Origin of the sequence: Zestomonas carbonaria, assembly GCF_904061905.1 — a bacterium.
GTDB classification, from domain to species: domain Bacteria; phylum Pseudomonadota; class Gammaproteobacteria; order Pseudomonadales; family Pseudomonadaceae; genus Aquipseudomonas; species Aquipseudomonas carbonaria.
The window spans coordinates 24,637-38,368 of the sequence record NZ_CAJFCI010000056.1 but is presented as its reverse complement, the minus strand read 5'-3'; the positions used below and the strand labels follow the sequence as shown (position 1 = coordinate 38,368).

Annotated in this window: 10 protein-coding genes; 3 read left to right on the top strand and 7 right to left on the bottom strand. The window is 66.4% G+C overall.

Annotation, left to right across the window (positions count from 1 at the left end; genetic code table 11):
- Positions 1-4 precede the first annotated feature (4 nt).
- From PSEWESI4_RS14150 to rpsU, 4 genes are all read right to left on the bottom strand, one after another.
- Entirely contained in the window at positions 5-3,739 is a 3,735-nt protein-coding gene (locus PSEWESI4_RS14150) for a bifunctional diguanylate cyclase/phosphodiesterase (protein ID WP_187671856.1), read from the bottom strand.
- Positions 3,740-3,876: 137 nt separating this feature from the next.
- The gene (gene rpoD / locus PSEWESI4_RS14145) at positions 3,877-5,730 is read right to left on the bottom strand and encodes an RNA polymerase sigma factor RpoD (protein WP_187671855.1); all 1,854 of its coding nucleotides are present in this window, start codon (positions 5,728-5,730) and stop codon (positions 3,877-3,879) included.
- Between the two features lie 67 nt (positions 5,731-5,797).
- Positions 5,798-7,768: a DNA primase gene (gene dnaG / locus PSEWESI4_RS14140; protein ID WP_187671854.1), complete on the bottom strand. Its 1,971-nt coding sequence runs from the start codon at positions 7,766-7,768 to the stop codon at positions 5,798-5,800.
- A gap of 137 nt (positions 7,769-7,905) precedes the next feature.
- The gene (rpsU, locus tag PSEWESI4_RS14135) at positions 7,906-8,121 is read right to left on the bottom strand and encodes a 30S ribosomal protein S21 (RefSeq protein WP_003255575.1); all 216 of its coding nucleotides are present in this window, start codon (positions 8,119-8,121) and stop codon (positions 7,906-7,908) included.
- Positions 8,122-8,323: 202 nt separating this feature from the next.
- Between rpsU and tsaD the strand changes: the two genes are divergently transcribed.
- The gene (tsaD, locus tag PSEWESI4_RS14130) at positions 8,324-9,373 is read left to right on the top strand and encodes a tRNA (adenosine(37)-N6)-threonylcarbamoyltransferase complex transferase subunit TsaD (protein ID WP_187671853.1); all 1,050 of its coding nucleotides are present in this window, start codon (positions 8,324-8,326) and stop codon (positions 9,371-9,373) included.
- A 32-nt stretch (positions 9,374-9,405) separates the two neighbouring features.
- Here the strand turns inward: tsaD and plsY are convergent, their stop codons facing one another.
- The gene (gene plsY / locus PSEWESI4_RS14125) at positions 9,406-9,975 is read right to left on the bottom strand and encodes a glycerol-3-phosphate 1-O-acyltransferase PlsY (protein ID WP_187671852.1); all 570 of its coding nucleotides are present in this window, start codon (positions 9,973-9,975) and stop codon (positions 9,406-9,408) included.
- A gap of 209 nt (positions 9,976-10,184) precedes the next feature.
- Between plsY and folB the strand changes: the two genes are divergently transcribed.
- On the top strand, positions 10,185-10,538 hold the full coding sequence (gene folB, locus PSEWESI4_RS14120; protein ID WP_187671851.1) for a dihydroneopterin aldolase: 354 nt from the start codon (positions 10,185-10,187) through the stop codon (positions 10,536-10,538).
- Complete coding sequence (gene folK, locus PSEWESI4_RS14115; RefSeq protein WP_187671850.1) at positions 10,529-11,068, top strand: 2-amino-4-hydroxy-6-hydroxymethyldihydropteridine diphosphokinase; 540 nt, start codon at positions 10,529-10,531, stop codon at positions 11,066-11,068. The genes folB and folK overlap by 10 nt, the downstream gene beginning before the upstream one ends.
- 94 nt (positions 11,069-11,162) lie before the next feature.
- Here folK and PSEWESI4_RS14110 read toward each other — a convergent pair whose 3' ends face one another.
- Together PSEWESI4_RS14110 and PSEWESI4_RS14105 are read right to left on the bottom strand one after the other, a co-directional pair.
- A complete protein-coding gene (locus PSEWESI4_RS14110; RefSeq protein WP_187671849.1) occupies positions 11,163-12,392 on the bottom strand; it encodes a multifunctional CCA addition/repair protein in 1,230 nt (409 codons plus the stop codon).
- Between the two features lie 52 nt (positions 12,393-12,444).
- The gene (locus PSEWESI4_RS14105; protein WP_187671848.1) at positions 12,445-13,710 is read right to left on the bottom strand and encodes an Hsp70 family protein; all 1,266 of its coding nucleotides are present in this window, start codon (positions 13,708-13,710) and stop codon (positions 12,445-12,447) included.
- Between the last annotated feature and the right edge of the window lie 22 nt (positions 13,711-13,732).

Below are 13,732 nucleotides of genomic sequence, written 5' to 3'. Positions count from 1 at the left end.
CGGATTATACCGGCGCCTTGTCGGCGGCGCCAATCGTGTGGCGGGGGATCAGGAAGTGGCTGGCGAAAGTGTCGGCGGGCAGGGGTTGGCTGACCACGAAGCCCTGAATCTGCTCGCAGCCTTCGTGGGCGAGGAAGGTTTCCTGGGCCTCGGTTTCCACGCCTTCGGCGATCACCGTCAATTGCATGCTGCTCGCCAGGGCGATGATGGCGCGGGTGATGGCAACGTCGTGGGGGTCTTCGGGGAGGCCGCTGACGAAGGATTTGTCGATCTTCAGGGCGTCCAGCGGCAGGCGCTTGAGGTAGCTGAGGGAGGAGTAGCCGGTGCCGAAGTCGTCGATCGCCAGTTCCAGCTTGAGGGCCTTGAGTTCGTGGAGGATGGCCAGGGCTTCCTCGGTCTGGGTCATGATGAAGCCTTCGGTGATTTCCAGTTGCAGCAGTTCGGCGGGCAGGGCGAAGTCGTCCAGCAGGTCGGCGATGCGTCGGGCGAGTTGTGGCTGGCGCAACTGGGCGCCGGCGAGGTTGACCGACAGCGAGCCGAACGGCGCGTGCTGGCTGTGCCAGTGGCTCATCTGCCGGCAGGCTTCCCGTAGCACCCAGTCGCCGATGGGCAGGATCAGACCGCTTTCCTCGGCCAGCGGGATGAAGCGGTCGGGCGGGATTTCGCCGAGTACCGGGTGCCTCCAGCGGATCAGCGCCTCGGCGCCGGTCAGTTGGCGGTTGGCGAGGCAGATCTTGGGCTGGTAGTGGAGGCTGAATTCCTCGCGTTCCAGGGCGCGGCGCAGTTCGTGTTCGAGGGCCATGCGCTCGGTGGCCTGGAAGGTCAGGTCGCGGGTGTAGAGTTCGACGCGGTTGCGGCCCTTGGACTTGGCGCGGTACATGGCGGCGTCGGCGTTCTTGACCAGGGTGGCGACGTCCTGGCCGTCCCGGGGGAACAGGCTGATGCCGATGCTGGCGCTGATGAAGAATTCGTGGTCTTCGGCCGGGAAGGGGGCGCTGAAGCAGCTCAGCAGCTTGTTGGCGACCGACGCGGCGTCTTCCGGCTGGTGCAGGCCGGGGAGCAGGATGATGAATTCGTCGCCGCCCAGGCGGGCCACGGTGTCGATGTCGCGCAGTTGCTCGCGCAGGCGCAGGGCGATGCTTTTCAGCAGCAGGTCGCCGACCGGGTGGCCGAGGCTGTCGTTGATGTGCTTGAAGCGGTCCAGGTCGAGAAACAGCACGGCGCCCTGGCGGCCGTCGGTCTGCGCGTCGTGCAGCGCGGCGAGCAGCCGGCTCTCGAACAGCATCCGGTTGGGCAGCCCGGTGAGCGGGTCGTGGTGGGCCTGGTAGTCGAGGCGGGCCTGGGCATGCTTGAGGACGGAGATGTCGGCGAATACACCGACGAAGTGGGTAATGTCTCCGTTGGTGTCGTGCACGGCGCTGATGGTCAGCCATTCCGGGTAGAGCTCGCCGCTCTTGCGGCGGTTCCAGATTTCGCCTTGCCAGTGGCCCTGGGCCGTCAACTGGTGCCACATGGCGGCGTAGAAGGCGCTGTCGTGCTGGCCCGAGGCGAGCAGGCGGGGGGACTGGCCGAGTGCTTCCGCTTCGCTGTAGCCGGTGATTTCGCTGAAGGCGCGGTTGACGGCGGTGATGTGTTGCTGGGTGTCGGTGATCATCACGCCTTCGGCGGTGCTTTCGAACACGGTCGCGGCCTGGCGCAGCTTTTCCTGCATCAGTTGGCGCTCGGTGATGTCGCGGGCGATGGTCAGCATGCAGGGTTCGTCGCTGATGACGAGGTTCTGCACCGACAGTTCGCAAAGCCGGAGCTGGCCGTCGCGGGTGCGGATCGGAGCGATGAAGTCGCGCACGCTGCCTTCGTGCAGCAGTTGCTCGATCATGCGTTGACGGTCGTCCGGGTTGGTCCAGATGCCGAGTTGCAGGGTCGAGTGTTCCCGCGTTTCGTTGGCACCGTAGCCGGTGATGCGCGAGAAGCCTTCGTTGACGTCGATCAGCAGGCCGTCGCGCAGCCGGGTGATCAGCATGCCGTCCGGCGAGGCGTGGAAGGCGCGGGCGAACTTCTCTTCGGAGACCTGCAACTGTTCCTGGGCTTCCTTGAGCTGTTCGATGTCGCGCACCGCGACCACCAGGGCCGGCGTGGTGTCGAGCTGGATGCGCTGGGAAGAGATCAGCCCGGTGAACAGCTCGCCGTTACGGCGGCGGAAGGGCATTTCCAGGTTGTGCAGGTTCTGCTTCTGCATGCTGTCGAGCAGTGCCGGGGCAATGTCGGGAATGGCCCAGATGCCCAGCTCGCTGGAGGTCTTGCCGATCGCTTCGGCGGCGCTGATGCCCAGTTGCTGCTCGAAGGTGCGGTTGACCTTGAGCAGGCGGCCATCTTCGCGGCGGGCGATGACCTGGATGTCCGGCGAATGGTGGAACACCGAGGAGAACTGTTGCTCGGACAGGCGCAGGGCGCGCTCGATCTGCTTGGTTTCGGTGATGTCGATCAGCAGGCCGCGCATCAACAGGCCGCCGGCATGGTCGATCAGGGTGACGATGTCGCGCAGCCAGACGATCCGGCCGTCGGCGGTGAGCATGCGGTATTCGAGGGTGTGGTCGCGGCCGGCGGCGCTTTCGCTGGTGCAGTACTCGATGGCCTGGGCGGCGTCGTCGGGGTACAGGGTGCGTTGCCAGAAGCCGGGTTGCAGCCAGTCGGCCAGCGGATAGCCGAGCAGTTTCTCGGCGTGCGGCGAGACGTAGGTGAAGCAGTAGTCGGACAGGCGCATTTCCCAGGCCACCGCCGACAGGCTTTCGACCAGGCCGCGATAGTGCTGCTCGCTGCTGCGCAGTTCCTGTTCGAGTTCCGAGCGGCGGCTGATCTCGCTGCTCAGGCGGCGATTGATGCGCAGGATCATGGCCAGCACGGCCAGCACCACGAGCAGTATCGGCAGGCCGTAGAGCAGCGCGTCTCGCCATGCCTGGCGCTGGTCGAGTTCTGCGCCGACCCAGGGCTCCTGCAGCGCGGCGATTTCCGCGGCGCTGAGGTCGGAGAACAGTTTGTCGAGGATGCCGATGAACACTGCCTGCCGGGGCGGCGCGGCCATCGCCAGTTGATAGCGATAGGGAGTCTCGCCGCTGATGTAGAGCCCTTCCAGCTTGAGCTGGCGCAGGCTCCAGACGCTGGAGGCGAGGTCGCTGACGAAGGCGTCGGCCTGCTCGGTCGCCAGGGCCTGCAGGGCGGCGTTGACGCTTGGCAGGGGCAGCAGGTTGAGGTCGGGGTGCTGGCTGCGCAGCAGTTCGTGCGGGGCGTAGTCCTGCACGACGGCGATCTTCAGGCCGTAGAGGTCTTTCAGGGCGCGAGGCTGCGGACCGCCCTGGCGGGCGAGGATGACGACCGGGAAGTCGAGGTAGGGGCGGGTGAAGCGCAGGTAGGACTGGCGTTCCGGCGTCGACATGATGCCCGGCAGCAGGTCCAGGTCACCGGCCTTGGCCTGGGCCAGCACTTCGCTCCAACTGCTCGGCTCGATCGGCTGCAACTGGATGCCGAGGCGCTGTTCGATCAGCTTGACGTAGTCGGCGGCCAGGCCCTGGTAGCGGTTCTCTTCGTCGCGAAACTCGAAGGGGGGCCAGGACGCGTCGATGCCCAGGCGCAATTGGCGATGCTCGGCGAGCCAGTCGCGCTCCTCCTGGCTGAGCGTCAGGGCCATGCATGGCGTGGCAAGAAGCGCCAGGCACAACAGCAGTATGGCCGGCAGTCTCGGCATATTGGCCCATCCCCACGCGGTCTCTGATGGCAAAGTGTAGTCGTGGAGAGGGTGGGCCGGAAAGCAATCGCCAAGCCTGGCTCGAAAGGAGAGCGAAGCCCAAAGCAAAACCCCCGGCAGGGCCGGGGGTTCTGGTGTCACTCGTCGAGGAACGATCGCAGGTGTTCGCTGCGGGTCGGGTGGCGCAGCTTGCGCAGCGCCTTCGCCTCGATCTGACGGATCCGCTCGCGGGTCACATCGAACTGCTTGCCGACTTCCTCGAGGGTGTGGTCGGTGTTCATGTCGATGCCGAAACGCATGCGCAGGACCTTGGCTTCACGGGCGGTGAGGCCGGCCAGCACTTCGCGGGTGGCTTCCTTGAGGCTTTCCACGGTGGCCACCTCGATCGGCGACTGCATGGTGGAGTCTTCGATGAAGTCGCCCAGATGCGAATCTTCATCGTCGCCGATCGGCGTCTCCATGGAGATCGGTTCCTTGGCGATCTTCAGGACCTTGCGGATCTTGTCCTCGGGCATGTCCATGCGTTCGCCCAGCTCTTCCGGGGTCGGCTCGCGGCCCATCTCCTGGAGCATCTGCCGGGAGATGCGGTTGAGCTTGTTGATCGTCTCGATCATGTGCACCGGGATACGGATGGTGCGCGCCTGGTCGGCGATCGAGCGGGTGATCGCCTGGCGGATCCACCAGGTGGCGTAGGTCGAGAACTTGTAGCCGCGACGGTATTCGAACTTGTCCACCGCCTTCATCAGGCCGATGTTGCCTTCCTGGATCAGGTCGAGGAATTGCAGGCCGCGGTTGGTGTACTTCTTGGCGATGGAGATCACCAGGCGCAGGTTGGCCTCGACCATTTCCTTCTTGGCGCGGCGGGCCTTGGCCTCACCGATGGACATGCGACGGTTGATGTCCTTGATTTCGGCGATGGTCAGGCTGGACTCGTTCTGCAGGTCGGCGAGCTTCTGCTGGCAACGCTGGATGTCGGCCTGCAGGTTGCCGATCGCCTCGGCGTACTTGGCCTTGCCCTTGGCCAGTTCGGCGGCCCAGGCGTCGTTGACCTCGTTGCCCGGGAACAGGCGCAGGAAGTCGGCTCGCGGCATGCGGGCGTCACGAACGCAGAGCTGCATGATCGCGCGTTCCTGGGCCCGCACGCGGTCCAGGGCGCCACGCACGTGGGCGACCAGGGCGTCGTATTGCTTGGGTACCAGCTTGATCGGCATGAACAGCTCGGCCAGCGCTTGCAGCTCGGCGATGCTCTGCTTGCTGTCGCGACCGAATTTCTTCAGTGCCTTGCGGGTCTTCTCCAGTTGCTCGGACACGGCGGTGAAGCGGCGCAGGGCCTCTTCCGGGTCCGGGCCGCCGTCGCCTTCGGATTCGTCGTCGTCCGAGGATTCGGCTTCTTCGTCTTCCTCCTCGTCGCTGGCTGCCGCGGCGGCGCCGTTCTTCAGCTCGGGCACCGGGGCTTCGCTGGGTTCGGCGATGTCGTCGTCCGGGTCGATGTAGCCGCTGAGGACTTCCGCCAGGCGGCCACCTTCGGTGGTGACGCGCTGGTACTCGGCGAGGATGCTGTCGACGGTGCCGGGGAAGTGGGCGATGGCGCCCATCACTTCGCGGATGCCTTCCTCGATGCGCTTGGCGATTTCGATCTCACCTTCGCGGGTGAGCAGCTCCACGGTCCCCATTTCGCGCATGTACATGCGCACCGGGTCGGTGGTGCGGCCGATATCGGTTTCCACCGCGGCCAGCGCGGCGGCGGCCTCTTCGGCGGCGGCTTCGTCGGTCTCCGCCTCGGCCAACAACAGGGCGTCCGCATCCGGGGCTGCCTCGAATACGTTGATGCCCATGTCATTGATCATGCGGATGATGTCTTCCACCTGTTCCGGATCGGAAATATCCTCCGGCAGGTGGTCGTTGACCTCCGCGTAAGTCAGGTAACCCTGCTCACGACCACGGCTGATCAACTCTTTCAAACGAGACTGCTGTTGCGCTTTTCCGGACATAACACCCTATCCATTGAAGGTCTAGGCGGGCTGAAAACAAGCTGACCATTATAGCCGAGCACAGGCGTCACGCGCCAGTTGGGCTCGGCGTGATGGTGGAAGCGTTGCGGCTGAGGAGGTCGCGCAGCTCGGATTTTTCCTCTGCGCTCAACTCGCTGTTACGCGCTTTGCGGAGCAATTGCTCCAGGCTGCGCTCGCGTTGGCGGGCGGCAAGACTAGTTATAGTGTCGAAAAACTGTTGTTCAAGGTTGTCGGCGCTGATAAGCCATTCTTTCTCCGCCAGCGCCTTGAGCAGACGGCCCTGTTCGGTGCCGTGCCAGCGGGCGATCAACTGCAGGGAGCGCAGTTTCGGATTTTTCTGCAGGGCGCCGAGCAGGGCGACCAGTAATTGTGCATACGTGTCGTCTTCGCCGGCGAAATGGCTGACATCCTCGACCTTGTGGGCGAGTTTCGGATGATGCAGCAGGGTGCGCAGCGCGGTCAGGGTCGGCGATTCGACCTTGATCGGTTCGCGTGGTTTGCGCGGCGTGGCGTCGCGATCACCCTTCTTCCATTTGCCATCTTTCTTCCAGCCTTTGCCGTCGCCTTTCTGCCAGGTCTTCTTCGTTTCGTAGGCTTCGGCGGGCGGCTCGATGTGCTGGGAGTAGTCGGCGATATCGCCGTAATCCGGCTGGGCATCGTAGTAGTCGTAGGAGCCGACGGGCGGCTCGCTGGTCGGCGCGGGCGACGGCGCGTTCTGCGCCAGTTGGCCGAGCGCTTCGCCGTTGAGGCCGGTGATTTCGCCGAGGCGCTGGCGCATCAGCGTGCGCAGGTTGGCGCCGGGGATCTTGTCGAGCAGCGGCGCGGCCAGGGTGACCAGATGCGCCTTGCCCTCCAGCGAGCGCGGGTCGGCTTCCTCCATCAGGTGCTGGAAGAAGTAGTCGGCCAGCGGTTGGGCATGCTGGTTGATGCGGGCGCGGAACGCGTCGGTGCCTTCGCTGCGCACCAACGTATCCGGGTCTTCGCCATCGGGCAGGAACAGGAAGCGCGCGCGGCGGCCGTCCTGCAGGCTCGGCAGGGTGGATTCCAGGGCGCGCCAGGCGGCGTTGCGTCCGGCCTGGTCGCCGTCGAAGCAGAACAGGATGCTGGGCACGATGCGGAACAGGCGCTTGACGTGTTCCTCGCTGGTGGCGGTGCCGAGGGTTGCGACGGCGTTGCGCAGGCCCTGCTGGGCGAGGGCGATGACGTCCATGTAGCCTTCGACCACCATGATCTCGTCGAGATTGCGGTTGTGCTTGCGTGCCTCGAACAGGCCGTAGAGCTCCTGGCCCTTGTGGAATACCGGGGTTTCCGGCGAGTTCAGGTATTTCGGCTTGTCGTCGCCCAGTACCCGGCCACCGAAGGCGATGATCCGCCCGCGGCTATCGCGGATCGGGAACATCACCCGGTCGCGGAAGCGGTCGTAGCGCTTGCCGGTTTCCGCGTTCTCGATCAGCAGGCCGGCGTCGATCATCACCTTCTGCTGCAGGCTGTCGCCGCCCAGGTGCTTGAGCAGGTTGTCCCAGCCCGGCGGCGCGAAGCCGAGGCCGAAGTCGCGGGCGATCTCGCCGGTCAGGCCGCGGCCTTTCAGGTAGTCCACCGCGGCCTTGCGGGTCGGGTGGCTCTTCAGGGCCTGGCGGTAGAAGTCGGCGGCGGCGGTCAGCAGCGGGTAGAGCGGCGAATCGGTCGGCTGTCGCGGCGTGTTGCCTCGCTTGCCTTCTTCGCGCGGCACGTCCATGCCGGCGGCCTTGGCCAGTTCCTCGACGGCCTGGGGGAAGTCCAGGTTGTCGTGGTCCATGACGAAGCCCAGGGCGTTGCCGCCGGCACCGCAGCCGAAGCAGTAGTAGAACTGCTTGTCCGGGCTGACGGTGAAGGAGGGGGTCTTCTCCTTGTGGAACGGGCAGCAGGCGCTGTAGTTCTTGCCGGTCTTCTTCAACTGGACGCGCGAACTCACCACGTCGACGATGTCGGTGCGGTTGAGCAGGTCATCGATGAAGGATTGCGGGATCAGGCCGGCCATGGGGATTCAGGATAGTGGCGCGAGCGAAGCGCGAAAACAACAAAACTCCGCATATTCGCCGGTAGCGAAGCGGAGTCCGGTTTTGCTGCAGTGCGATGCCCGGACCAGGCCGGGCATTCGGAGCGTTGCGCGCTGTATCAGTACAGGCGAACGGCGCGGCGCTGTTCGCGCTGCACTTTCTTGGCGTGACGCTTGACGGCGGCAGCGGCTTTGCGCTTGCGCTCGGCGGTCGGCTTTTCGTAGAACTCGCGGCTGCGAACTTCGGCCAGCACACCGGCTTTCTCGCAGGAGCGTTTGAAGCGACGCAGGGCTACGTCGAAGGGTTCGTTCTCTTTAACTTTGACGGCTGGCATCCAGGTCGTACCTACATTGATTACCGGTGTTGGGGCGCGCTCCCGGCAGTCGGCTCGGGATGCGTCCGTTTTAAGGGTTGCGGATGTTACCGCCTCGCCGCCCGGAATGCAAAGCCTCTGATCGAAAACCGCTGGTCGGCGCAAGGGGGCGCGATTATCATGCGCGCCTTCTTGGTCTGCTGGTGTTGAAGGCACAGAACCCATGCTAGTGCTGGGGTTGGAAACCTCCTGCGACGAAACCGGTGTCGCTCTCTACGATAGCGAGCGCGGCCTGCTGGCCGACGCGTTGTTCAGTCAGATCGACCTGCACCGCATCTATGGCGGGGTGGTGCCGGAGCTGGCGTCGCGCGATCACGTCAAGCGTCTGCTGCCGCTGATCCGCCAGGTGCTGGGCGAGGCGGGCGTGGCCGTCGCCGAAATCGATGGCATCGCCTACACCGCCGGCCCCGGGCTGGTTGGCGCGCTGCTGGTCGGCGCCTCCTGCGCGCAGGCCCTGGCCCTGGCCTGGGATGTGCCGGCGCTGGGCGTCCATCATATGGAAGGCCACCTGCTGGCGCCGATGCTGGAGGAGACGCCGCCGCAATTCCCCTTCGTCGCGCTCCTGGTGTCCGGCGGGCATACGCAACTGGTGCGGGTCGACGGCATCGGCCGCTACCAGTTGCTCGGCGAGTCGCTGGACGATGCCGCCGGCGAGGCGTTCGACAAGACCGCCAAGATGATCGGTCTGGGCTATCCGGGCGGGCCGGAGATCGCCCGCCTGGCTGAACGTGGCACGCCCGGCCGCTTCGTTTTCCCCCGGCCGATGACCGACCGCCCCGGACTGGATTTCAGCTTCAGCGGCCTGAAGACCTTCACCCTGAATACCTGGCAGCAGTGCCAGGCCGCTGGCGACGACAGCGAACAGACCCGCTGCGATATCGCCCTGGCGTTCCAGCAGGCGGTGGTCGAGACGCTGACCATCAAGTGCCGCCGCGCGCTCAAGCAGACCGGCCTGAACAGCCTGGTGATCGCCGGCGGGGTGAGCGCCAATCGCGCGCTGCGCCAGGCGCTGGAAGCCATGCTCGGCGAACTGAAGGGGAGCGTGTTCTATGCCCGGCCGGCGTTCTGCACCGACAACGGCGCGATGATCGCCTACGCTGGCTGTCGGCGCCTGCTGGCCGGCCAGCACGATGGCCCGGAAATCGGCGTGCGCGCGCGCTGGCCGATGGAAAGCTTGCCGAGCTGCGAGCCACAAGCTGCAAGCTGCAAGTGAGCGCGGCGTTCTGCTTGAGGCTTGCCGCTGCTTTAAAAGTGCCGTTCGCGTCCGGCGAACAGGTCGCGTAGATTGCGCCGGTGACGCCAGACGATCAGGCCGGTCAGCACGGTCATCGGCAGCAGCGCGCCGGCCTGTTGCCAGGCCAGCAGCGGCAGGCTCAGCGGGGTGGCGATCAGGGCCGCCAGCGAACTGGTACGGGTCAAGCCGAAAACCAGCAGCCAGGCGCAGATGGCCAGCAGTGCGGCGGGTGGATAGATGCCGAGCAGCACGCCGGCGGCGGTGGCGACGCCCTTGCCGCCACGGAAGCGGAAGTACAGCGGGTAGAGGTGGCCGACCACCGCGGCGAGGCCGATCCAGGCCTGTTGCTGGACGCCGAGGCCGAACAGGGCGGCGGCCAGTACCGGCAGCAGGCCCTTGAGCAGGTCGCCGAGCAGGGTGAGGATGGCGAGTTTCCTGCCGGCGACGCGCAGCATGTTGGTGGCGCCGGGGTTGCCCGAACCGCTGGCGCGAGGGTCCGGGCCGCCGCTGAGGCGGCTGAGCAGGATGGCGAAGGACAGCGAGCCAAGCAGGTAGGCGAGGATCGCCAGAAGCCAAAACATGGTATCCATTCCGGGCAGGGTGGCCCTGATTCTAGCAGGCCGTTGAAAAACGTAGGCGAAGCCGCCGGGACAAGGCCAGAATGGCCGGGGCGCGGAGTTTGCGAGCTGTAGATGAGCGGCCCGGGGCCATTCTGACGTGGTATTGGCAGCGCAGGTGGAGATTCGGCAGCCTGCGACGGGGCGTTGACCCTTCTTGTGGAGCGGAGCGGTTGGACAACGTATTTATCGAGGGGCTGGAAGTCGACACCCTGATCGGGGCCTACGACTGGGAGCGCGACATCCGCCAGTGCCTGCGCCTGGACCTGACCTTCGCCTGGGACGTCAGCGCGCCAGCCGCCGAGGACGACCTTGGCAAGGCGCTGGACTATGCCAGCGTATCGGCGAGCATCGAGGCGTTCGCCCGCGCGGCACGCTTCGAGCTGGTGGAGACTTTCGCCGAGCGCCTGGCGGCGGCCCTGATGAGTGAGTTCGGCATCACCTGGCTGCGCCTGCGGGTGACCAAGCCGGGCGCCAATCCGGCGGCGAGGGGAGTCGGTGTGGAGATCGAGCGCGGATGTCGCTGACCCCGGTTTTCCTCGGCGTGGGCAGCAACAGCCAGCGCGAGGAACATATCGCCGCCGGCCTGGATGCGCTGGCCGGCTTCCTCCACGACCTGCGCTGTTCGCCGGTGTTCGAGAGCGAGGCGGTGGGCATCAAGAGCGGGCCCTTCTATAACCTGGCGGTGACGGCGCTCACCGACCTGCCGCTGCACGAGCTGGATCGCCGCCTGAAGATCATCGAGGCGGACAACGGCCGCTACGCGCCGAACCGCAAGGGCCTGCCGCTGGACATCGACGTGCTGTTGTACGGCGAGCAGGTCGGCAACTTCGACGGACTGGTGCTGCCGCGACCGGAAATCCTCAGGAACGCCTTCGTGCTCTGGCCGCTGGCGCTGCTGGCGCCCGAGAAGCTGTATCCCGGCGCGGGCCAGTCGTTTGCCGAGCTGTGGCGCGGGATGCGCAGCGAGCAGCGGCTGTGGCCGGTGGCGTTCCAGTGGCGCGGTGCCGAGCTGACGCCGGTGGAGCTGCTGCAGGCCTATCCGGCGCTGGCGTAGGTTTTTCGGCTTTCTATTGGGTCCCCGCGTTCGCGGAGATGACGTGGGGGCGGTGGCGTGGGGAGCCTGCGCGTGGGTCGCGGGCATGGCTCGCCTACGGGGTGCGGGCTTCCTTGTAGGCCTTGAGTGCCTTCAGCCGTTCGCGGGACAGTGCCTCGCCCAGCTCGGCGCCTTTCAGACCTTTTTCCAGCAACGGTTGCACGCTCACCGCGCGAGCGGCTGCGGCGGCGCCACGCAGGTAGTCGGCCTGCGGGTAGTCGCGCTGCTCCAGGCCGAGACGGCCACGGGCGTCCATCTCGCAGGCGGCGATGAATTCCTCGAAGCGCTGCGGGCGGCGGTAGATGTCGAAGCGTTGCAGCAACTCCAGCAGGGTGTTCGGGCGCAGCTCCAGGGCGCGGTGGCCGTGGGTGTGGAACTCGCCGACCAGCATGGCCAGTTCCGCGCAATCCCTGGGCGCCTTGCAGCGCTGGTTGACCTCGCCGATCAGCCTCACCCCTCGGTGTTCGTGGGCGATATGCCGTGGCCACTCGCTTTCCGGCGTCAGCCCCTTGCCCAGGTCGTGGAGCAGGCAGGCCCAGCGCACGGTGAGCGGCTGATGGTGCTCGGCGCACTGGCGCAAGACGGCCAGGGTATGCACGCCGGTATCGATCTCCGGGTGGTGGGCCGCCGGCTGCGGCACGCCGAACAGGGCGTCCAGCTCGGGCAGCAGTTCCGCGAGGGCGCCGCAATCGCGCAGCACCTGGATGAACACGTCCGGCCTCGGCTCCAGCAGCGCGCGGGAGATTTCCTTCCAGCTACGTTCGGCGGTCAGTGCCTGCAACTCGCCGGATTCGGCGAGTTGCCGCATCAGTTCCAGGGTTTCCGGCGCCACGGTGAAGCCCAGTGGCGCGTAGCGGGCGGCGAAGCGGGCGACGCGCAGCACGCGCAGCGGGTCCTCGGCGAAGGCCGGGGAGACGTGGCGCAGCAAGCGGGCTTCGAGGTCGCGCTGGCCGCCGTAAGGGTCGATGACCCGGCCCTGGTCGTCCTCGGCCATGGCGTTGATGGTCAGGTCGCGGCGCAGCAGGTCTTCTTCCAGGCTGACGTCCGGGCTGGCGTAGAAGGTGAAGCCGCCGTAGCCCTGGCCGCTCTTGCGTTCGGTGCGGGCGAGGGCGTATTCCTCGCCGGTCTGTGGATGGAGGAATACCGGGAAGTCCTCGCCCACCGGGCGGAAGCCCCGGGCCTGCATTTCCTCGGCGCTGGCGCCGACCACCACCCAATCGATGTCCGCCACCGGCCGGCCGAGCAGGCGGTCGCGCACGGCGCCGCCGACTTTGTAGATCTGCATGTAGGTCCTCCGTCAGGAAGACAGGATAACCGTTGAGGAGATGCGGCGGTCGTCAGCCGTAGCGCTTCTTCGCTTCGATGGCCAGGCCGTTGCCGATGCCGCCGAACAGGTTGCCTTCCACCGCGCGGGCGTTGGGCAGCATGGCGGCGACGCTGCGGCGCAGGGCCGGGATGCCGCTGGAGCCGCCGGTGAAGAACAGGGTGTCGACCTGTTCCGCGCCGATCCCGGCATCTTCCAGCAACTTGTCCACGCCGGCGCGGATACGTGCCAGGAGCTGGTCGATGGCGTTCTCGAACAGCGTGCGGTCGAGGTCGGCGGCCAGGCCGGGCTCGATGCGGCCGAGGTCGATGCGCCCTCGTTCGGTCTCGGTCAGGGCGATCTTGCTGTCTTCCACCTGGATCGCCAGCCAGTGCCCGGCGCGCTGTTCGATCAGGCTGAACAGGCGGTCGATGCCGGTGCCGTCGGTGATGTCGTAGCGCATGTTCTTCAGCGCCAGTTGCGCCTTCTGCGCGTACACCGCGTTGATGGTGTGCCAGGTGGCGAGGTTGAGGTGGTAGCTGGTGGGCATCGGCGCGTCGCTCTTCATCCGGCTGCCGTAGCCGAACAGCGGCATCACGCCCTGCAGGCTGAGCTGCTTGTCGAAGTCGGTGCCGCCGATGTGCACGCCGCCGGTGGCCAGGATGTCCGCCGAGCGATCGGTCACCTCGCGGCGTTCCGGGGCGAGGCGGACCAGGGAGAAGTCCGAGGTGCCGCCGCCGATGTCGACGATCAGCACCAGTTCCTCGCGGTCGATGCCGCGTTCGTAATCGAAGGCCGCGGCGAGCGGTTCGTACTGGAAGGAGACGTCCTTGAAGCCGAGTTTCCGCGCCACTTCGACCAGGGTGTCCTGGGCCAGGCGGTCAGCCTCCGGGTCGTCGTCGACGAAGAACACCGGGCGGCCGAGCACCACCTGCTCGAACGAACGTTCGGCCGCCGTTTCGGCGCGCTGCTTGAGCTGGCCGATGAACAGGCGCAGCAGTTCCTTGAACGGCAGCGCGCTGCCCAGCACGGTCGTCTCGCTCTTCAGCAGGCTGGAACCGAGCAGGCTCTTCAGAGAGCGCATCAGGCGGCCTTCGTAGCCTTCCAGGTATTCGTGCAGCGCCTGGCGTCCGTACACCGGGCGGCGTTCCTCGCTGTTGAAGAACACCACCGAGGGCAGGGTGGGCTTGCCGTCCTCCAGGGTGATCAGCGGCTCGACGCCGGGCCGCCACCAGCCGACGGTTGAGTTGGAGGTGCCGAAGTCGATGCCGAGGGCGTTGGCGGGCTGGGCGTGGGGCATGGCGCGGACGGCTCCGGAAAAA